Source organism: Pseudomonas sp. UBA6753 (genome assembly GCF_002453565.1).
Classification (GTDB): Bacteria; Pseudomonadota; Gammaproteobacteria; order Pseudomonadales; family Pseudomonadaceae; genus Aquipseudomonas; species Aquipseudomonas putida_Z.
In genome coordinates this window covers 86,751-105,039 of sequence record NZ_DKHD01000011.1, presented here as the reverse complement: position 1 = coordinate 105,039, position 18,289 = coordinate 86,751, and the positions used below count along the sequence as shown (strand labels likewise).

Sequence of the window (18,289 nt, the reverse complement as noted above, 5' to 3'; positions counted from 1 at the left end):
ATGCCCGCCTGAGAAAAATGCGCCCGAAGGCGCACTGTTTAAATTAGTTCTCTGGCGATAGCTGCCAGATCGTCGAAAATCAGTGTAGTTTCCGGGACGCCTTTTTCCAGGGTCCGCTCGCCCTTGCCGGTTTTCACCAACACGGGTTGTGCACCGACGGCCAGGGCGGCCTCCAGGTCACCTTTGCTGTCGCCAACGAACCAGACGCCTTCCAGGCCGACCTGGTAATGCTCGGCGATCGCCCGCAGCATGCCAGGCTTGGGCTTGCGGCAATCGCAGCCTTCGTCCGGCCCGTGCGGGCAATACACGATGTGACCCACCTCGCCACCCTGCTCGGCCACCAGCGCGCGCAGGCGCGCGTGCATGGCCTCGAGGGTTGCCAGCGCATAGTAGCCACGGGCAATGCCGGACTGGTTGGTGGCCACGGCCACCGTCCAGCCCGCCTTGCTCAACTGCGCGATCGCTTCGACCGAGCCAGGGATCGGCACCCACTCGTCCAGCGTCTTGATGTAGGCGTCGGAGTCGTAGTTGATGACTCCGTCACGGTCGAGAATCAGCAGTTTCAAGGCTTACCCCAGCAGCGAAATGTCGGCCACGCCCAGGAACAGGCCGCGCAGGCGGCTGAGCAGGGCATAACGGTTGGCGCGTACCTTGGCATCCTCGGCGTTGACCATCACCGCCTCGAAGAAGGCGTCGACCGGGTCACGCAGGGCCGCCAGGCGGGCCAGCGATTCGCTGTACTGGCGTGCAGCAGCCATCGGTTGCACGGCCTGGTCGGCCTGCTGGATGGCCGAGTACAGGGAGAACTCGTTGGCGTTGTCGAAGTACTTCGGCTCGACGTGATCGGCGATGGCGCCTTCGGCCTTGCTCAGCAGGTTCGACACGCGCTTGTTCACCGCGGCCAGGGCCTCGGCTTCCGGCAGCTTGCGGAAGGCTTGTACAGCTTGCACGCGCTGGTCGAAGTCCAGGGCAGAACCTGGCTGCAGGGCACGTACCGACAGGTAGGTGGCCACGTCGATGCCTTCGTCTTCGTAACGCGCACGCAGGCGGTCGAAGATGAACTCCAGCACCTGTTCGGCCAGGCCGGCGGCCTTGACCTTGGTGCCGAACTGCTTGACCGCGAACTCGACCGCACCGGTCAGGTCCAGGTCCAGCTGCTTCTCGATCAGGATACGCAGCACGCCCAGGGCGGCACGGCGCAGGGCGTACGGGTCCTTGCTGCCGGTAGGCAGCATGCCGATGCCGAAAATGCCGACCAGGGTGTCGAGCTTGTCGGCGATGGCCACGGCAGCACCGGTGAGGGTCTGCGGCAGCTCGGCGCCAGCACCGCGCGGCATGTACTGCTCGTTCAGGGCCAGGGCCACATCTTCCGGCTCACCGTCGTTGAGCGCGTAGTAGTAACCGGCCACACCCTGCATTTCAGGGAACTCGCCGACCATCTCGGTGGCCAGGTCGCACTTCGACAGCAGGCCGGCACGGCCGGCGCGCTGGGCGTCGCCGCCGATCAGCGGGGCGATGAAGGCGGCCAGCCTGGAAACGCGCTCGGCCTTGTCGTACACGGTACCCAGCTGAGCCTGGAACACCACGTTCTTCAGGCGCTCGTTGAAGGTTTCCAGCGGCTGCTTCTTGTCCTGCTTGAAGAAGAACTCGGCGTCGGTCAGGCGTGGGCGCACGACCTTCTCGTTGCCTTGCACGATCTGCTTCGGGTCGCGGCTCTCGACGTTGGCCACGGTGATGAAGCGCGGCAGCAGCTTGCCTTCGCTGTCCAGCAGGCAGAAGTACTTCTGGTTGTCCTGCATGGTGGTGATCAGGGCTTCCTGTGGCACTTCGAGGAAACGCTCCTCGAACGAGCACACCAGCGGCACCGGCCACTCGACCAGGGCGGTCACTTCGTCCAGCAGTGCCGGCGGCACGATGGCGCTGCCTTCCTGCTGCATGGCCAGTTCGGCGGTACGCTTGCTGATCAGCTCGCGGCGCTCGGCGAAGTCGGCCAGCACGTAGGCTTTGCGCAGGTCTTCGACGTAGTTGGCCGGGGTGGTGATGACCACGTTTTCCGGGTGGTGGAAGCGGTGGCCACGGGATTCACGGCCGGCCTTCTGCGACAGGATGGTGCAGTCGACCACCTGGTCGCCCAGCAGCATCACCAGCCATTGGGTCGGGCGCACGAACTCTTCACGGCTGGCCGCCCAGCGCATGCGCTTGGGGATCGGCAGGTCGTTGAGCGAATCTTCGACGATGGTCGGCAGCAGGCCAGCGGTGGCCTTGCCCGGGATGTGCTGGGAGAAACGCAGCTTGGCGCCGGTCTGGTCGATTTCCGACAGATCCACACCGCATTTCTTGGCAAAGCCCAAGGCAGCCTGGGTCGGCTCGCCGTCTTTGAAAGCAGCCTGCAGGGGCGGGCCGTCGATATTGATGCTGCGGTCAGGCTGCTGCACGTCCAGCTGGCGGATCAGCACGGCCAGGCGACGCGGCGCGGCGTAAACCTGCTTGCCGGTGTAGTTCAGGCCAGCGGCCTGCAGGCCTTTCTCGATACCAGCCAGGAAGGCTTCGCCGAGGCTGGCGAGGGCCTTCGGTGGCAGCTCTTCGGTGCCCAGTTCTACCAGGAAATCTTGAGCACTCATTGTGCAGCCTCCAGCTTAGCCAACACTTCGTCACGCAGTTCAGGGGTGGCCATCGGGAAGCCCAGGCGTGCGCGGGCTTGCAGATAGCTTTGCGCCACGTCCCGGGCCAGGGTACGTACACGCAGGATGTAGCGCTGGCGCTCGGTTACCGAGATGGCACGGCGGGCGTCCAGCAGGTTGAAGGTGTGCGAGGCCTTCAGCACCATTTCATAGGTCGGCAGCGGCAGGTCCAGCTTGATCAGGCGGTTGGCTTCGCTTTCGTAGAAGTCGAACAGTTCGAACAGCTTCTCGACGTTGGCGTGCTCGAAGTTGTAGGTCGACTGCTCCACCTCGTTCTGGTGGAACACGTCGCCGTAGGTGACCTTGCCGAACGGGCCGTCGGCCCACACCAGGTCGTACACCGAGTCGACGCCCTGGATGTACATGGCCAGGCGCTCCAGGCCGTAGGTGATTTCACCGGTGACCGGGTAGCACTCGATACCGCCTACCTGCTGGAAGTAGGTGAACTGGGTGACTTCCATGCCGTTGAGCCAGATTTCCCAGCCCAGGCCCCAGGCGCCGAGGGTCGGCGATTCCCAGTTGTCTTCGACGAAGCGAATGTCGTGGACCAGCGGGTCCAGGCCGATGGCTTTCAGCGAGCCGAGGTACAGCTCCTGGAAGTTGGCCGGGTTGGGCTTCAGTACCACCTGGAACTGGTAGTAGTGCTGCAGGCGGTTGGGGTTTTCGCCATACCGCCCGTCGGCAGGGCGACGGCTAGGCTGCACATAGGCGGCGTTCCAGGTTTCTGGACCCACGGCGCGCAGGAATGTAGCGGTGTGGAAAGTGCCGGCGCCTACTTCCATATCGTAGGGCTGAAGCACCACACAACCTTGCTCGGCCCAGTAGTTCTGCAGGGCGAGGATCAGGTCTTGGAAGGTACGCACGGCTGGCGTAGGCTGGCTCACGAAATTCACCTGTATCTGGGGATGCGGATGTAAAGAGCGGGAGTATAACCTGATTCGCCTCGCCCTCTACTCATTGGAGCCTTATGCCACGCTGCTTTTGGTGTACCGACGATCCGTTGTACCAGGCCTACCATGACCAGGAATGGGGAACGCCCCAGCGTGACCCGGCGTTGCTGTTCGAGATGCTTTTGCTCGAAGGGTTCCAGGCGGGGCTTTCGTGGATCACCGTATTGCGTAAACGCGAGCGTTATCGCGAGGTGATGCACGGCTTCGATCCGGTGAAACTCGCCGTCATGAGCGACGAACGCATCGAGGAGCTGATGCAGGATGCCGGCATCATCCGCAACCGCCTCAAGCTCAAGGCTGCCAGGCGCAATGCCCAGGCCTGGCTGGCTGTGGACAACCCCGCCGACTGGCTCTGGTCATTCGTTGGTGGTGCGCCGAAGATCAACCACTTCACGGGCCGCAGCGAGGTGCCAGCGGTTACCGATGAAGCCAAGGCGATGAGCAAAGCCCTGCAGAAAGCCGGCTTCACGTTCGTTGGCCCGACCATCTGCTATGCCTTCATGCAGGCCACCGGCATGGTCATGGACCACACCACCGATTGCGATCGCTACGCCGCCTTGTTGCGCTGAGGGGTTACAATGCGCGCCTTGCTGAAATAAGGAATTCGCCTGTGGAAAAGTTCAAGGGCGCCCTGATGGTCGGGGTGCTGCGCCTGTTTGCCAAGCTGCCCTGGGGCGCTGTGCAGCGCGTCGGCGCCGGTATCGGCTGGCTGATGTGGAAGATCCCCAACGGCTCGCGCAATGTCGTACGCATCAACCTGGCCAAGTGCTTCCCGGAGATGGACCCGGCCGAGCGCGAGCAGCTTGTTGGCCGCGCGTTGAAGGATATCGGTAAATCCTTCGTCGAAAGTGCCTGTGCCTGGATCTGGCCGCCGCACCGCTCGCTGGAGCTGGTCAAGGAAGTGCACGGCCTGGAAGTGCTGGAGCAGGCCCTGGCCTCGGGCAAGGGCGTGGTCGGCATCACCAGCCACCTGGGCAACTGGGAAGTGCTGAACCACTTCTACTGCAACCAGTGCAAACCGATCATCTTCTACCGCCCGCCAAAGCTGAAGGCGGTGGATGATCTGCTGCGCGAGCAGCGGGTGCAGATGGGCAACCGCGTGGCGCCTTCGACCAAGGAAGGCATCCTCAGCGTGATCAAGGAAGTGCGCCGTGGTGGCCAGGTGGGTATTCCTGCCGACCCGGAGCCGGCAGAGTCGGCAGGCGTGTTCGTGCCGTTCCTGGGTACCCAGGCACTGACCAGCAAGTTCGTGCCGAACATGCTGGCCGGGGGCAAGGCGGTGGGGGTGTTCCTGCATGCCCTGCGGCTGCCGGATGGCTCGGGCTTCAAGGTGTTCCTGGAGGCGGCGCCGGAAGAGATGTACAGCACCGACGTGACCGTGTCGGCAGCGGCGATGAGCAAGGTGGTCGAGCGCTATGTGCGCGAGTACCCGAGCCAGTACATGTGGAGCATGAAGCGCTTCAAGAAGCGCCCGGCTGGCGAGGCGCGCTGGTATTGAGATTTCAACTGTCCCTGTAGCAGGCTGAATACAACTCTGCCTGTTTTAGCAGGGACCCTGTGGGAGCGGGCGTGCCCGCGAACACCGGCGCAGCCGGTGCCAGTCACCGCGTTGAATTCTTCGCGGGCACGCCCGCTCCCACAGGGCCGCGTTAACCTGATATTTTGTTGAGCTTCTTGAGAAAAACGGTCATTTCTTTTTCGGCTTGCTTGTCCCCATGGGCCTGCGCCGCCACGATCCCCTCCTCCCAGGCCTTGCGCGCCGCCGCCAGGTCACCCTGCTGCTGATGCGCCTTGCCCAGCAGCTTCCACGCCGCCGAGTACTTCGGGTCCTGTTCCACGCACCGTGCCAGATGCACCGCCGCTTCAGCACCATTGCCTTCATCCAGCCAGGCCTTGCCCAGGCCGAACCTCAACAACGGGTTATCCACACCCTTGGCCAGCATCTTCTCCAGCGATTCGCGCATGCCCTGTGCTCCTAGAAGAAACTCAAGCCGACGTGGAACAGCTTCTCCACATCCCGAATATGCTTTTTATCCACAACGAACAGGATCACATGGTCGCCCGATTCGATCATGGTGTCGTCGTGGGCAATCATCACCTCTTCGTCACGAATGATCGCGCCGATGGTAGTGCCCGGCGGCAGGGCGATGTCTTCGATCGCCTTGCCGACCACCTTGCTCGACTTCGAATCCCCGTGCGCCACCGCTTCGATAGCTTCGGCAGCGCCACGGCGCAGCGAGTGCACGCTGACGATGTCGCCCCGGCGCACGTGCGCCAGCAAGGTGCCGATGGTGGCCAGCTGCGGGCTGATGGCGATGTCGATGTCGCCACCCTGCACCAGGTCGACATAGGCCGGGTTGTTGATGATGGTCATCACCTTGCGGGCGCCCAGGCGCTTGGCCAGCAGCGACGACATGATGTTGGCCTCGTCGTCGTTGGTCAGGGCCAGGAAGATGTCGGCGTCGGCGATGTTCTCCTCCAGCATCAGGTCCTTGTCCGAGGCGCTGCCCTGCAGCACCACGGTGCTTTCCAGGGTGTCGGAGAGGTGTCGGCAACGGGCCGGGCTCATCTCGATGATCTTCACCTGGTAGCGGCTTTCGATGGCCTCGGCCAGGCGTTCGCCGATCTGCCCGCCACCGGCGATGACCACACGCTTGTTGGTTTCGTCGATACGGCGCAGCTCACCCATCACCGCGCGGATGTCCTTCTTCGCGGCGATGAAGAACACTTCGTCGTCTGCTTCGATCACCGTGTCGCCCCGCGGGGTGATCGGGCGGTCGCGGCGGAAGATGGCCGCCACGCGGGTGTCGACGTTGGGCATGTGCGCGCGGATCTGGCGCAGTTGCTGGCCTACCAGCGGGCCACCGTAGTACGCCTTCACCGCCACCAGCTGGGCCTTGCCTTCGGCGAAGTCGATTACCTGCAGCGAGCCCGGGTGCTCGATCAGGCGCTTGATGTAGTTGGTCACTACCTGCTCGGGGCTGATCAGCACGTCGACCGGGATATGGTCGTTGTCGAACAGCTCTTCGCGGGTCAGGTAGGCCGACTCGCGCACCCGGGCGATCTTGGTCGGGGTGTGGAACAGCGAATAGGCCACCTGGCAGGCGACCATGTTGGTCTCGTCACTGTTGGTTACCGCCACCAGCATGTCGGCGTCGTCGGCACCGGCCTGGCGCAGCACCGTAGGCAGCGAGCCGCGGCCTTGCACGGTGCGGATGTCCAGGCGGTCGCCCAGGTCGCGCAGGCGGTCGCCATCAGTGTCGACCACGGTGATGTCGTTGGCTTCGCTGGCCAGGTGCTCCGCCAGCGTACCGCCTACCTGCCCTGCGCCGAGGATGATGATCTTCATCCGCTACTCCCTACCTTTTGTTCTTATCCGCGCGAGGCGGCGATCTTGATCAGCTTGGCATAGTAGAAACCGTCGTGGCCGCCTTCCTGGGCCAGCAACTGGCGGCCGTGAGGCTGGCGCAGGCCGGCTTCGGTGGCCAGGTCCAGCTCACGGGCGCCCGGGGTGCGGGCGAGGAAGGCATCGATCACTTCGGTGTTCTCGGTCGGCAGGCTGGAGCAGGTGGCGTACAGCAGCATTCCGCCCACTTCCAGGGTCGGCCACAGGGCATCGAGCAGCTCGCCTTGCAGCGTGGCCAGGGCCGGGATGTCGTCGGCCTGACGGGTCAGCTTGATGTCCGGGTGACGGCGGATCACGCCGGTGGCCGAGCACGGTGCGTCGAGGAGGATGCGCTGGAATGGCTTGCCGTCCCACCAGCTGGCGGTGTCGCGGGCATCGCATGCGATCAGCTCGGCGTCCAGTTGCAGGCGGTCGAGGTTCTCGCGCACGCGGGTCAGGCGCTTGGCTTCGAGGTCGATGGCCACCACGTGGGCCAGGCCGGCTTCGGCTTCCAGCAGGTGGCAGGTCTTGCCGCCCGGTGCACAGCAGGCGTCGAGCACGCGCTGGCCGGGGGCCAGTTCCAGCAGATCGGCGGACAGCTGCGCGGCTTCGTCCTGAACGCTCACCCAGCCTTCGGCAAAGCCTGGCAGGCCGCGCACATCGCAGGCTTCGGCCAAAACGATACCGTCACGGCTGTACTGGCAGGCGCTGGCGCCAACACCTGCCTCGGCCAGCAGTGCCAGGTAGGCATCGCGGCTGTGGTGGCGGCGGTTGACCCGCAGGATCATCGGCGGGTGGGCGTTATTGGCGGCGCAGATGGCCTCCCACTGCTCCGGCCAGAAGGCCTTGAGCGACTTCTGCAGCCAGCGCGGGTGGGCGGTGCGTACCACCGGGTCGCGCTCCATGCCGGCCAGCAACTCTTCGCCTTCGCGTTGGGCGCGGCGCAGCACGGCATTGAGCAGGCCCTTGGCCCACGGCTTCTTCAGCTTGTCGGCACAGCCGACGGTCTCGCCAATGGCCGCGTGGGCCGGGATACGGCTGTAGAACAGCTGGTACAGGCCGACCAGCAGCAGCGCCTGCACATCGTCATCGGCGGCCTTGAACGGCTTCTGCAGCAGCTGCGCGGCCAGCAGGTCGAGGCGTGGCTGCCAGCGCGCGGTGCCGAACGCCAGGTCCTGGGTCAGGCCGCGGTCGCGCTCATCGACTTTGTCCAGTTGCGCCGGCAGCGAGCTGTTCAGCGAGGCCTTGCCACTGAGCACAGCGGCAAGGGCACGGGCGGCGGCGAGGCGTGGGTTCATTGGCCCAGCACCTTGCCGCTGGCAAATTTCTCGCGACGGCTGTTGAAAAGGTCGCTGAAGTTCAGCGGCTTGCCGCCGGGCAGTTGCAGGCGGGTCAGGCTCAGCGCCTGGTCACCGCAGGCGACCACCAGGCCGTCCTTGCTGGCGGAGAGGATCTCGCCTGGGGCGCCTTTACCTGTGGACAAGTTGGCGGCCAGCACTTTCACGCTTTCGCCATCGAGGGTGCTGTGGCAAACCGGCCACGGGTTGAAGGCACGGATCAGGCGTTCCAGCTCGACGGCCGGGCGGCTCCAGTCGATGCGCGCTTCGTCCTTGTTCAGCTTGTGCGCGTAGGTGGCCAGGGCATCGTCCTGCACTTCGCCTTGCAGCGAACCGTCGGCCAGGCCTGCAATGGCCTGGACGACTGCGGGCGGGCCCATCTCGGCCAAGCGGTCGTGCAGGCTGCCGCCGGTGTCTTCGGCGCTGATCGGGGTGACTACCTTGAGCAGCATCGGGCCGGTGTCCAGGCCCGCTTCCATACGCATCACGGTCACACCGCTCTCGGCGTCGCCGGCTTCCACGGCGCGCTGGATCGGTGCGGCACCGCGCCAGCGTGGCAGCAGAGAGGCATGGCTGTTGATGCAGCCCAGGCGCGGGATATCCAGCACCACCTGCGGCAGGATCAGGCCATAGGCGACCACCACCATCAGGTCCGGCTTCAGCGCGGCCAGTTCGGCCTGGGCTTCGGCGTTGCGCAGGGTCGGCGGCTGGAACACCGGGATGTCATGGGCCACAGCCAGTTGCTTGACCGCGCTCGGCATCAGCTTCTGGCCGCGGCCGGCCGGGCGGTCGGGCTGGGTGTAGACGGCCACGATCTCGTAGGGGCTGTCGAGCAAGGCCTTGAGGTGTTCGGCGGCAAACTCTGGAGTGCCTGCAAAGACGATGCGCATGGAGTTCTCGCTTCAAAAAAGAAAAAGGCTTGCCGGAGCAAGCCTTCTGGAAGGTGGGGATCAGGCTTGCTGGCGGTGCTGCTTTTCCAGCTTTTTCTTGATCCGGTCGCGCTTGAGCTGCGACAGGTAGTCGACGAACAGCTTGCCGTTGAGGTGATCGAATTCGTGCTGCACGCACACCGCCAGCAGGCCTTCGCACTCCAGCTCGTATGGCTTGCCGTCACGGTCCTGGGCCTTGACCCGTACACGCAGCGGGCGGTCGACGTTCTCGTAGAAGCCAGGTACCGACAGGCAGCCTTCCTGGTACTGGCCCATGTCATGGGTCAGCTCTTCGACCGTGGGGTTGATGAAGACGCGCGGCTCGCTGCGGTCTTCACTGAGGTCCATGACCACGACCTGCTGGTGCACGTTGACCTGGGTGGCGGCCAGGCCGATGCCAGGGGCTTCGTACATGGTTTCAAACATGTCGTCGATCAGCTGACGCAGGGCGTCGTCGAACACCGTCACCGGCTTGGCGATGGTGCGCAGGCGCGGGTCCGGGAATTCGAGAATGTTCAAGATGGCCATAAGGTCAGGCAGTCACTGTGCGTTCGGTTGAAAACTGAGCACACATAATAAAGGGAAACGGGGATTTCAGCACCTGGCAAAGCTCGGCTAGGGTTTTCAAGGGCCGCATATAGCCCATTCGATGGACAGGTTGTCAAAGCGTTATCAACAAAGTTATCCACAGTTTGTGCCACGTCGATGGCCCCAATTCGATCAAGGATGATCTCCATGCAGACCTACCATTCGTCGCCTCTTCCGCCTGCCGAACTGGAGGCGCGATTACGCCTGCACCGGCTGCCGGAGACGGGGTTGCGTCGCTTTAACACCTTGCTGGAGGCCTTTGGAAGTGCCTCTTCGGCACTGTGCGCACCGGCCGGCGCGTGGCGCGCATTGGGCATACCACAGGCCACCATTGATGCCCGGCGCAGTGCCGAAGTACGTGAAGGTGCACTGGCCGCAATGGCCTGGCTAGAGCGCCCAGGCCAGCATTTACTGATGTGGGACGGCCCTGGCTACCCGCCGCTATTGGCGGAAATCGACGATGCCCCTCCGCTGCTTTTCGTCGCTGGCAACCCGGCCTTGCTCGAGCGCCCACAGCTGGCAATTGTGGGCAGCAGGCGTGCTTCACCTCCAGCGCTCGACACTGCTGCGGCATTTTCCCGCTACCTGGCGCAGGCCGGTTTCACCATTACCAGCGGCTTGGCCGTGGGCATCGACGGTGCCGCTCATCGGGCCGCATTGCAGGCTGGTGGGGGCACGATTGGCGTGCTCGGTACGGGGTTGCAAAAACTTTATCCACAGCGCCACAAGTCGCTCGCGCAAGCGATGATCGACAACGGTAGCGCGCTGGTTTCCGAGTACCCGCTGGATGCCGGGCCGCTGCCTGGCAACTTCCCGCGGCGCAATCGCATCATCAGTGGCCTGTCGCTGGGCGTGCTGGTGGTCGAGGCCAGCCTGGCCAGTGGTTCGCTGATCACGGCACGCCTGGCTGCCGAGCAAGGCCGCGAGGTGTATGCCATACCGGGCTCCATTCACCACCCCGGGGCCAAGGGCTGCCACCAGTTGATCCGTGACGGCGCGCTGCTGGTGGAGAGCGTGGAGCAGATATTGGAAAGCCTGCAGGGCTGGCAGAACCTGCCGCCTGCGGTTGTGGATAAATTCGACCATCCCCTGCTCGCCTTGCTGCATGCTGCGCCACAAACCAGCGAAAGCCTGGCCCACTGCAGCGAGCTGCCGTTGGCCGACGTGCTGGCGCAGCTGACCGAACTGGAGCTGGAAGGCCGGGTGAGCAATGAAGCCGGGCGTTGGTTTGCCCGCGCGGGCTAAGTACACTGCTCACAAGCAAGGTATATAGGCGGAGTAACAGAAATGGTGAGCAGTTTTCGTGTGCAACAAGCCGCACGTGAGATCCGGGCGGGCGCAGTGATCGCCTACCCGACGGAAGCGGTCTGGGGCCTGGGCTGCGACCCGTGGAACGAGGACGCGGTGTATCGCCTGCTGGCGCTGAAGTCGCGGCCTGTGGATAAAGGCCTGATTCTGGTTGCCGACAACATCCGCCAGTTCGACTTCTTGTTCGAGGATTTCCCCGAAGACTGGATCGACCGCATGGGCAGCACCTGGCCGGGGCCGAACACCTGGCTGGTGCCGCACCAGAACCTGTTGCCCGAGTGGGTGACCGGGGAGCATGACACCGTGGCGCTGCGGGTCAGTGACCACCCGTTGGTGCGCGAGCTGTGTGCGTTGGTGGGGCCGTTGATTTCCACTTCGTGCAACCCGGGCGGACGCCCGGCGGCGAAGACCCGGTTGCGGGTGGAGCAGTACTTTCATGGGCAGCTGGATCTGGTACTGGGCGGGGCCTTGGGTGGAAGGAAGAACCCCAGTGTGATTCGTGACCTGGTGACTGGCGAAGTCGTTCGTCCAGGCTGATATCGCTGGCGAGGGCTTTGCCCTCGATCGCCGGCAAGCCAGCTCCCACAGGTACTGCACATGACTTGAAATCGGCGCGGTCGGTGTGGGAGCTGGCTTGCCGGCGATTGGGCTGCAAAGCGGCCCCGGAACCCCGCAGATTTTTCTGATTTTGTCTCGAATGGCTGTCCAGCTTGCGGCTTGGGAAATATCCTACGAGCCGCGTCCTCTGCCATCACCTTCTCAGTGGGAACCTCTGCCCTTAGGCTTCAGCCGTCGCCGAATAACTTGGCGATCGGGTGTGGTAACCCGGGTTCTGGGTGATCTTGGCAGTCCATGGCGGCTGTTCGCAGGAGGCTTCGTGCCTGCTGGGTTTTAGATCTCCCACCCGGTTTACCACCCTGCGTACAGCTGCCACCTATTCGTGTGGTAACGACTGGGTGGTGCCATGAAGCGAGATCTAGTGATGAAGAAGATTGTCCCCGATCCACCCCTACCCTGCACCTCCACCCGCCCCTTCGGCCGCTGCGACGCCGGCCACGAACCGCTGTTCACCGTAAACCCGAACATTTCCGCCGAGGACGCCTTGGTTCATGTAGCTCTGTATCTGCGAGGCGCCTACGAAACGGGCTCGAAAGCCCTCGAGTACCTGCGCGAAGAAGGCCGTGGCATGTATTGGTCGAGCCTGCATTCCATTGAATTGGCGGAGGGATTGGTGGAGGCGATTCTCGATGGTATCGAGTCGATACCAACCACCCGTCCCCCACAGGCATAGCGCCATATTCAAGGCCGACGCAGTACCTGTGGGAGCGGGCGCGCCCGCGAACACCGGCGGAGCCGGTGCCATGCACCGCGGTGCCTTCTTCGCGGGTAAACCCGCTCCCACAGGTAAAGTGATTGGCCCCAGTTCTTGGGAACCTGAGGGAGTGGGCTCAGGGGATCAGTACAGTCGACCCCACAGTCCTGCGCGCCGACAGCTCCGCCTGCGCCTTGGCCGCCTCACTCAGCGGATACCGCTGCTGGATATCCACAACCAGCTTGCCGCTACCAATCATCGCAAACAGGTCATCGGCCATGGCCTGGGTATTCTCGGCATTGTTGGCATAGGTCGCCAACGTCGGCCGGGTCACATACAGCGAGCCCTTCTGCGCCAGAATCCCCAGGTTCACCCCGCTCACCGCCCCCGAGGCATTGCCAAAGCTCACCATCAACCCGCGCGGCTGCAGGCAGTCCAGTGAGGTCAGCCAGGTGTCGGCACCCACACCGTCATACACCACAGGGCATTTCTTGCCGTCGGTCAGCTCCAGCACCCGCTGGGCCACGTCTTCACGGCTGTAGTCGATGGTCGCCCACGCCCCCAGCGCCTTGGCCCGCTCGGCCTTCTCGGCAGAGCTCACGGTCCCGATCAGCTTGGCGCCCAAGGCCTTGGCCCACTGGCACGCCAACGAACCCACGCCGCCAGCTGCTGCGTGGAACAGGATCACGTCACCCGCCTTCACCTCATAGGTCTGCTTCAGCAGGTACTGCACGGTCAAACCCTTGAGCATCACCGCCGCCGCCTGCTCGAAGCTGATGTTGTCGGGCAGCTTCACCAGATTGGCTTCCGGCAACGTATGCACCTCGCTATACGCGCCCAGCGGGCCGCCGGCATGGGCCACGCGGTCACCCACTTTCAGCCGGGACACGCCCTCGCCCACGGCCTCGACCACGCCAGCCGCTTCCGTGCCCAGCCCCGAAGGCAGGGATGGCGGTGCATACAGCCCGCTGCGGAAGTAGGTATCGATGAAGTTCAGGCCGATCGCATGGTTACGCACACGCACCTGCTGTGGCCCTGGCGGGGCTGGTTCGAATTCCACAAACTGCAGCACTTCCGGGCCGCCATGCTGGCTGAACTGGATACGCTTGGCCATCTCGCACTCCTGTCGTATGGGTCGGGAAAGGCCTTCTATCGGACGCCTTTGCTTGATCGCCGTCAACTGCGGCGCGCGGGCTGGGGGTGGTATGCTACGCGGCGAATTCTTCCCTGCCCGTTCCTGGTGACCCGATGACTAGCCGCACCGAGGCCGTGAAAGCCTACCTGCTCGACCTGCAAGACCGCATCTGCTCTGCCCTCGAAGCTGAAGACGGCGGCGCCCGCTTCGTCGAGGACGCCTGGGTGCGCGAAGCTGGTGGCGGGGGCCGCACGCGGGTGATCGGCGATGGCAAGGTGATCGAGAAAGGCGGGGTCAACTTTTCCCACGTGTTCGGCGCCGGTCTGCCGCCGTCGGCCAGTGCCCACCGCCCCGAGCTGGCGGGCCGTGGCTTCGAGGCCCTGGGCGTGTCGCTGGTGATCCACCCGCACAACCCGCATGTGCCCACTTCCCACGCCAACGTGCGCTTCTTCATCGCCGAAAAGGAAGGTGAAGAGGCTGTCTGGTGGTTCGGCGGCGGCTTCGACCTGACACCGTACTACGGCAATGAAGAAGACTGCATCCACTGGCACCGTGTGGCCGAGCAGGCCTGCGCGCCGTTCGGCGCCGACGTGTACCCGCGCTACAAGGCCTGGTGTGACCGCTACTTCCACCTCAAGCACCGTGGCGAGCCACGCGGCATCGGTGGCCTGTTCTTCGATGACCTGAACGAGTGGGACTTCGACACCTGCTTCGCCTTCATCCGCGCCATCGGCGACGCCTACGTCAACGCCTACCTGCCGATCATCCAGCGCCGCAAGGACACCCCTTACACCCCGCAGCAGCGCGAGTTCCAGGAATACCGCCGTGGCCGCTACGTGGAGTTCAACCTGGTCTACGACCGTGGCACCCTGTTCGGCCTGCAGTCCGGTGGCCGCACCGAGTCCATCCTCATGTCGTTGCCGCCCCAGGTGCGCTGGGGCTACGACTGGAAGGCCGCGCCCGGCAGCGAAGAAGCACGCCTGACCGAGTACTTCCTGCAGGACCGCGACTGGCTCGGCCAGTAAGCCTGTGGATAATCAAGGAGCCGTCATGGACCAGTACGTCGTTTTTGGTAACCCCATCGGCCACAGCAAGTCGCCGCTGATCCATCGCCTGTTCGCCGAACAGACCGGCCAGGACCTGGAATACGCCACCCTGCTGGCGCCGCTGGACGAGTTCAGTGACTGCGCGCGCGGCTTCTTCAAGCAAGGCCGCGGTGGCAACGTCACCGTGCCGTTCAAGGAAGAGGCCTTCCGCCTGTGCGACAGCCTGACCCCGCGTGCCCAGCGCGCTGGCGCGGTGAACACGCTGAGCAAGCTGGCCGATGGCAGCCTGCAGGGCGACAACACCGATGGCGCTGGCCTGGTGCGCGACCTGACGGTGAATGCCGGGGTGGAGCTGGCGGGCAAACGCATTCTGATCCTAGGTGCTGGTGGCGCGGTACGTGGCGTGCTGGAGCCGATCCTTGCGCACAAGCCGCAGTCGCTGGTGATTGCCAACCGGACTGTGGAGAAGGCCGAGCAGCTGGCGCGTGAGTTCGATGAGCTGGGGCCGGTGGTAGCCAGCGGGTTTGCCTGGTTGCAGGAGCCGGTGGATGTGATCATCAATGCCACCTCGGCGAGCCTGGCCGGTGAGTTGCCGCCGATTGCCGACAGCCTGGTCGAGGCGGGGCGCACGGTTTGCTACGACATGATGTATGGCAAGGAGCCTACGCCGTTTTGCCAGTGGGCCGAGAAGCTGGGGGCGGCCAAGGTGCTGGATGGGCTGGGGATGCTGGCTGAGCAGGCGGCTGAGGCGTTCTTTATCTGGCGTGGGGTGCGCCCGGATACGGCGCCAGTGTTGGCTGAGTTGCGCCGGCAGCTGGCTCGGGGCTGAGATTGTTGGGGGCCGCTTTGCGGCCCATCGCAGGCAAGCCAGCTCCCACAGGGATATCACAAGGCCTGAGGCCGGCGCTGTCCCTGTAGGAGCTGGCTTGCCTGCGATGGGCTGCAAAGCAGCCCAAATATCTCAGCCTCACTCCTCAAACCGGATCGGGCACAACTCCACCCCTTCCAGCTTCTGCAACTCCTCGATCACCTGCGGCCTGGCCCGGTGCAGGGTCAGACTCCCCCCCGCCCGCCGCAACCGCCGCGCCTCGCGGTGCAACATATCCACACCCGAGTAATCGATGAAGTTCACCTGCCGCGCATCGATCACCACATGCGGCCCCTGGCAGCGCTGCAAGCGCACCTGCAGGTAATGCGCCGCACCAAAGAAGATCGACCCGCCCACCCGCAGCACGTCCGCCTCCCCTTCACGGCTTTGTTGCACCCGTGGTCGCGAGGTGCGCTTCAGATAGAAGAACAGCGACGCCAGCACTCCGGCATAGATCGCCGTCTGCAGCTCCAGCAACAAGGTCGCTGCCGCCGTCAGCGCCATTACCAGAAACTCCGAGCGGCTGACCCGGAACAGCGCACGAATCCCCCGGTGGTCCACCAACCCCCAGCAGATCAGCAGGATGCTGCCGGCCATGGCCGGAATCGGCAGGTGCGCGATCAGACCGGCCCCGGCAACGGCGAACACCGCCACCCACAGCGCCGAGAATACCCCGGCCATGGGCGAGCGGGCGCCGGCGTCGTAGCTCAGCCCGGAGCGGGTGAAGGAGCCGGAAGACAGGTAACCGGAGAAAAACGCACCAACGATGTTCGACAGGCCCTGTGCGCGTATTTCCTGGTCTGCGTCGATCAACTGCTCCGAACGTGCCGACAACGAGCGGGCAATCGACAGGCTGGTGACCAGCCCGAGCATGCCCACTGCCACGGCGCTGGGCAGCAGGCGCAGGATCAGTTCCACATCCAGCAAGGGCAGCGGGCTGAAGGGTGGCAGCTGCCCGGTGAATGCCGGCACACGCGGCACATGGCCAAAGAACCCAGGCAGCAGCCAGGCCAGCAGGCTTACCAAAATCAGGCTTATCAACAGGCTGGGCCAGCGTGGGCGCCAGAGCTTGAAGCCCACGCCGATCACTACTGTGGCCAGGCCCAGAATCAAGGACGGCAGGTCGACCTCGCCGGCATGGCTGGCCAGGTCCTGCACGGTCTTCAACGCCGTAGCCTGGCTTGGCAGGTCCATGCCCAGCAGGTTGGGCAGCTGGCCCAGGGCAATGACGACAGCGGCGCCCAGGGTGAAGCCGAGCACCACGGAATGGGAGACGAAATTGACCAGTGCGCCGAAGCGCAAAAGCCCCAGCAGTAACTGGAAGACGCCGCCGAGGAAGGTCAGCAGCAGCACCAAGGTGACATAGTCGGCGCTGCCGGCCACGGCCAGCGGGCTGATGCTGGCGTAGAGGACGATGGAGATGGCAGCCGTCGGGCCACAGATCAGGTGCCAGGACGAGCCCCACAGGCAGGCGATCAGCACTGGCACGATGGCGGCGTACAGCCCGTACTCGGCCGGCAGGCCGGCGATCAGGGCATAGGCGATGGATTGCGGCAGGGCGAGGATTGCACCGCTCAGGCCCACCAGCAGGTCCTGGCGCAGGCTGCGGCCCGATTGGCGGGGGAGCCAGGAGAGGAAGGGCAGCAGGTGAGTGAGGCGATGCATGGGTTATCCACAATCCTGAAATTGCACTGTCCCCTGTGGGAGCGGGCGCGCCCGCGAAGAAGCCGCCGCGGTGGATGGCACCGGCTTCGACGGTGTTCGCGGGCATGCCCGCTCCCACAGGGATAGAGGTTTGCTTGTGAGGTTACAGTTTGGCTTTGACGGCCTCCAGCGCATTGCCATCGGCCTTGGTCGTCACCCCGGCCAACCACCCTTCCAGCAACTCGGGGTGCGCCTTCAGCCAAGCCTTGGCCGCATCATCGAAGCTGATCTTCTTGTCCACAACTTCGGCCATGATGGTGTTTTCCATGTCCAGCGTGAACTTCAGGTTGCCCAGCAGCTTGGCCGCATTCGGGCAGGCTTGTGGATAACCCTTGCGGGTCAGGGTATACACCTCGCCCTTGCTGCCAAACCATTTTTCCCCGCCGCTCAGGTAATGCATCTTCAGCTTCACGTTCATCGGGTGCGGGGTCCAGCCGAGGAAGGTGATGAACTGCTGTTTCTTCACCGCCCGGTCGACCTGCGCCAGCATCGCCTGCTCGCTGGACTCCACCAGCTTCCATTGGCCGAGGTTGAATTCATTCTTGTCGATGATTTCCTTCAACGACAGGTTGGCCGGTGCCCCGGAACCGATCCCGTACAGCTTCTTGTCGAACTGGTCGGCGTGTTTCTGCAAGTCGGCAAAATCCTTCACCCCGGCATTCCACACATAGTCGGGCACTGCCAGGGTGAACTCGGTTCCTTCCAGGTTGCGTGAAAGCTGCTGCACATCGCCGTTGGCGATGAACTTGTCATGAAAGCCCTGCTGTGCCGGCATCCAGTTGCCGAGGAAGGCATCGACGCGGCCATCCTTGAGGCCGCCGTAGATGATCGGCACGGCCAGGCTGTCGATTTTCACCTGGTAACCCAGGCTTTCCAGAAGCAGACGGGCCAAGGCGTTGGTCGTGGCGATGTCGCTCCAGCCGGGGTCGGCCATCTTCACGGTGGTGCATTGCGCGTCGCTGTCGGCGGCGTGGGCCGTGGCGGTACCCAGGCTCAGGGCCAGGGCGAACACGGCGGCGGAGAACTTGTGCATGGCGGCCTCTTTT

Annotated in this window: 18 protein-coding genes; 7 read left to right on the top strand and 11 right to left on the bottom strand. The window is 64.2% G+C overall.

Annotated elements, in window-relative coordinates; all coding sequences use genetic code 11:
- Positions 1-38: 38 nt before the first annotated feature.
- The 3 genes from gmhB to glyQ are packed head-to-tail and all read right to left on the bottom strand — an operon-like array spanning position 39 to position 3,565.
- Positions 39-566 (bottom strand): D-glycero-beta-D-manno-heptose 1,7-bisphosphate 7-phosphatase, encoded by a 528-nt coding sequence (gene gmhB, locus B2790_RS05560; protein ID WP_025337180.1) that lies wholly within the window; start codon positions 564-566, stop codon positions 39-41.
- 3 nt (positions 567-569) lie between these two features.
- Positions 570-2,621, bottom strand: coding sequence for a glycine--tRNA ligase subunit beta (gene glyS, locus B2790_RS05555; protein WP_085588885.1), 2,052 nt, complete (start codon positions 2,619-2,621; stop codon positions 570-572).
- Positions 2,618-3,565: a glycine--tRNA ligase subunit alpha gene (gene glyQ / locus B2790_RS05550; protein ID WP_025337182.1), complete on the bottom strand. Its 948-nt coding sequence runs from the start codon at positions 3,563-3,565 to the stop codon at positions 2,618-2,620. The genes glyS and glyQ overlap by 4 nt, the downstream gene beginning before the upstream one ends.
- An 83-nt stretch (positions 3,566-3,648) precedes the next feature.
- On the opposite strand from glyQ, the gene B2790_RS05545 reads away from it, so the two are divergent.
- Both B2790_RS05545 and B2790_RS05540 read left to right on the top strand, forming a co-directional pair.
- Positions 3,649-4,200, top strand: a complete 552-nt coding sequence (locus B2790_RS05545; RefSeq protein ID WP_003260004.1) for a DNA-3-methyladenine glycosylase I — start codon at positions 3,649-3,651, stop codon at positions 4,198-4,200.
- 41 nt (positions 4,201-4,241) lie between these two features.
- Positions 4,242-5,129: a lysophospholipid acyltransferase gene (locus B2790_RS05540; protein WP_286918427.1), complete on the top strand. Its 888-nt coding sequence runs from the start codon at positions 4,242-4,244 to the stop codon at positions 5,127-5,129.
- Positions 5,130-5,280: 151 nt separating this feature from the next.
- On the opposite strand, the gene B2790_RS05535 is transcribed toward B2790_RS05540, so the two are convergent.
- The 5 genes from B2790_RS05535 to def are packed head-to-tail and all read right to left on the bottom strand — an operon-like array spanning position 5,281 to position 9,810.
- A complete protein-coding gene (locus tag B2790_RS05535; RefSeq protein ID WP_085588888.1) occupies positions 5,281-5,595 on the bottom strand; it encodes a tetratricopeptide repeat protein in 315 nt (104 codons plus the stop codon).
- An 11-nt stretch (positions 5,596-5,606) separates the two neighbouring features.
- The gene (gene trkA / locus B2790_RS05530) at positions 5,607-6,980 is read right to left on the bottom strand and encodes a Trk system potassium transporter TrkA (protein ID WP_013970264.1); all 1,374 of its coding nucleotides are present in this window, start codon (positions 6,978-6,980) and stop codon (positions 5,607-5,609) included.
- Between the two features lie 23 nt (positions 6,981-7,003).
- A complete protein-coding gene (gene rsmB / locus B2790_RS05525) occupies positions 7,004-8,314 on the bottom strand; it encodes a 16S rRNA (cytosine(967)-C(5))-methyltransferase RsmB (protein ID WP_286918426.1) in 1,311 nt (436 codons plus the stop codon).
- Positions 8,311-9,243: a methionyl-tRNA formyltransferase gene (gene fmt, locus B2790_RS05520; protein WP_108480415.1), complete on the bottom strand. Its 933-nt coding sequence runs from the start codon at positions 9,241-9,243 to the stop codon at positions 8,311-8,313. The genes rsmB and fmt overlap by 4 nt, the downstream gene beginning before the upstream one ends.
- 60 nt (positions 9,244-9,303) lie before the next feature.
- On the bottom strand, positions 9,304-9,810 hold the full coding sequence (def, locus tag B2790_RS05515) for a peptide deformylase (protein ID WP_003260000.1): 507 nt from the start codon (positions 9,808-9,810) through the stop codon (positions 9,304-9,306).
- A 207-nt stretch (positions 9,811-10,017) separates the two neighbouring features.
- Here def and dprA point away from each other — a divergent pair, with 207 nt between their 5' ends.
- From dprA to B2790_RS05500, 3 genes are all read left to right on the top strand, one after another.
- Complete coding sequence (gene dprA / locus B2790_RS05510) at positions 10,018-11,115, top strand: DNA-processing protein DprA (RefSeq protein WP_182329937.1); 1,098 nt, start codon at positions 10,018-10,020, stop codon at positions 11,113-11,115.
- A gap of 42 nt (positions 11,116-11,157) precedes the next feature.
- Positions 11,158-11,715 carry an L-threonylcarbamoyladenylate synthase gene (locus tag B2790_RS05505; RefSeq protein ID WP_025337188.1) on the top strand — a complete coding sequence of 186 codons (558 nt, stop codon included), beginning with the start codon at positions 11,158-11,160 and terminating at the stop codon, positions 11,713-11,715.
- A gap of 445 nt (positions 11,716-12,160) precedes the next feature.
- Positions 12,161-12,469, top strand: coding sequence for a hypothetical protein (locus B2790_RS05500; RefSeq protein WP_031324379.1), 309 nt, complete (start codon positions 12,161-12,163; stop codon positions 12,467-12,469).
- Positions 12,470-12,626: 157 nt separating this feature from the next.
- Here the strand turns inward: B2790_RS05500 and B2790_RS05495 are convergent, their stop codons facing one another.
- On the bottom strand, positions 12,627-13,604 hold the full coding sequence (locus B2790_RS05495) for an NADPH:quinone reductase (RefSeq protein WP_286918425.1): 978 nt from the start codon (positions 13,602-13,604) through the stop codon (positions 12,627-12,629).
- A gap of 134 nt (positions 13,605-13,738) precedes the next feature.
- Between B2790_RS05495 and hemF the strand changes: the two genes are divergently transcribed.
- Together hemF and aroE are read left to right on the top strand one after the other, a co-directional pair.
- Entirely contained in the window at positions 13,739-14,650 is a 912-nt protein-coding gene (gene hemF, locus B2790_RS05490) for an oxygen-dependent coproporphyrinogen oxidase (protein ID WP_019098072.1), read from the top strand.
- Between the two features lie 25 nt (positions 14,651-14,675).
- The gene (gene aroE / locus B2790_RS05485; RefSeq protein WP_025337190.1) at positions 14,676-15,500 is read left to right on the top strand and encodes a shikimate dehydrogenase; all 825 of its coding nucleotides are present in this window, start codon (positions 14,676-14,678) and stop codon (positions 15,498-15,500) included.
- Between the two features lie 138 nt (positions 15,501-15,638).
- Here the strand turns inward: aroE and B2790_RS05480 are convergent, their stop codons facing one another.
- Positions 15,639-17,204, bottom strand: coding sequence for a SulP family inorganic anion transporter (locus B2790_RS05480; RefSeq protein WP_286918424.1), 1,566 nt, complete (start codon positions 17,202-17,204; stop codon positions 15,639-15,641).
- Positions 17,205-17,346: 142 nt separating this feature from the next.
- A complete protein-coding gene (gene choX / locus B2790_RS05475; RefSeq protein ID WP_013970274.1) occupies positions 17,347-18,276 on the bottom strand; it encodes a choline ABC transporter substrate-binding protein in 930 nt (309 codons plus the stop codon).
- Positions 18,277-18,289 lie beyond the last annotated feature (13 nt).

Coding starts and splice junctions, on each gene's coding strand:
- fmt (WP_108480415.1), bottom strand. CDS start 9,243: ATGCGCATCGTCTTTGCAGGCACTCCAGAGTTTGCCGCCGAACACCTC.
- def (WP_003260000.1), bottom strand. CDS start 9,810: ATGGCCATCTTGAACATTCTCGAATTCCCGGACCCGCGCCTGCGCACC.
- hemF (WP_019098072.1), top strand. CDS start 13,739: ATGACTAGCCGCACCGAGGCCGTGAAAGCCTACCTGCTCGACCTGCAA.
- B2790_RS05495 (WP_286918425.1), bottom strand. CDS start 13,604: ATGGCCAAGCGTATCCAGTTCAGCCAGCATGGCGGCCCGGAAGTGCTG.
- glyS (WP_085588885.1), bottom strand. CDS start 2,621: ATGAGTGCTCAAGATTTCCTGGTAGAACTGGGCACCGAAGAGCTGCCA.
- B2790_RS05500 (WP_031324379.1), top strand. CDS start 12,161: ATGAAGAAGATTGTCCCCGATCCACCCCTACCCTGCACCTCCACCCGC.
- trkA (WP_013970264.1), bottom strand. CDS start 6,980: ATGAAGATCATCATCCTCGGCGCAGGGCAGGTAGGCGGTACGCTGGCG.
- rsmB (WP_286918426.1), bottom strand. CDS start 8,314: ATGAACCCACGCCTCGCCGCCGCCCGTGCCCTTGCCGCTGTGCTCAGT.
- B2790_RS05480 (WP_286918424.1), bottom strand. CDS start 17,204: ATGCATCGCCTCACTCACCTGCTGCCCTTCCTCTCCTGGCTCCCCCGC.
- aroE (WP_025337190.1), top strand. CDS start 14,676: ATGGACCAGTACGTCGTTTTTGGTAACCCCATCGGCCACAGCAAGTCG.
- dprA (WP_182329937.1), top strand. CDS start 10,018: ATGCAGACCTACCATTCGTCGCCTCTTCCGCCTGCCGAACTGGAGGCG.
- B2790_RS05545 (WP_003260004.1), top strand. CDS start 3,649: ATGCCACGCTGCTTTTGGTGTACCGACGATCCGTTGTACCAGGCCTAC.
- B2790_RS05535 (WP_085588888.1), bottom strand. CDS start 5,595: ATGCGCGAATCGCTGGAGAAGATGCTGGCCAAGGGTGTGGATAACCCG.
- choX (WP_013970274.1), bottom strand. CDS start 18,276: ATGCACAAGTTCTCCGCCGCCGTGTTCGCCCTGGCCCTGAGCCTGGGT.
- B2790_RS05505 (WP_025337188.1), top strand. CDS start 11,158: ATGGTGAGCAGTTTTCGTGTGCAACAAGCCGCACGTGAGATCCGGGCG.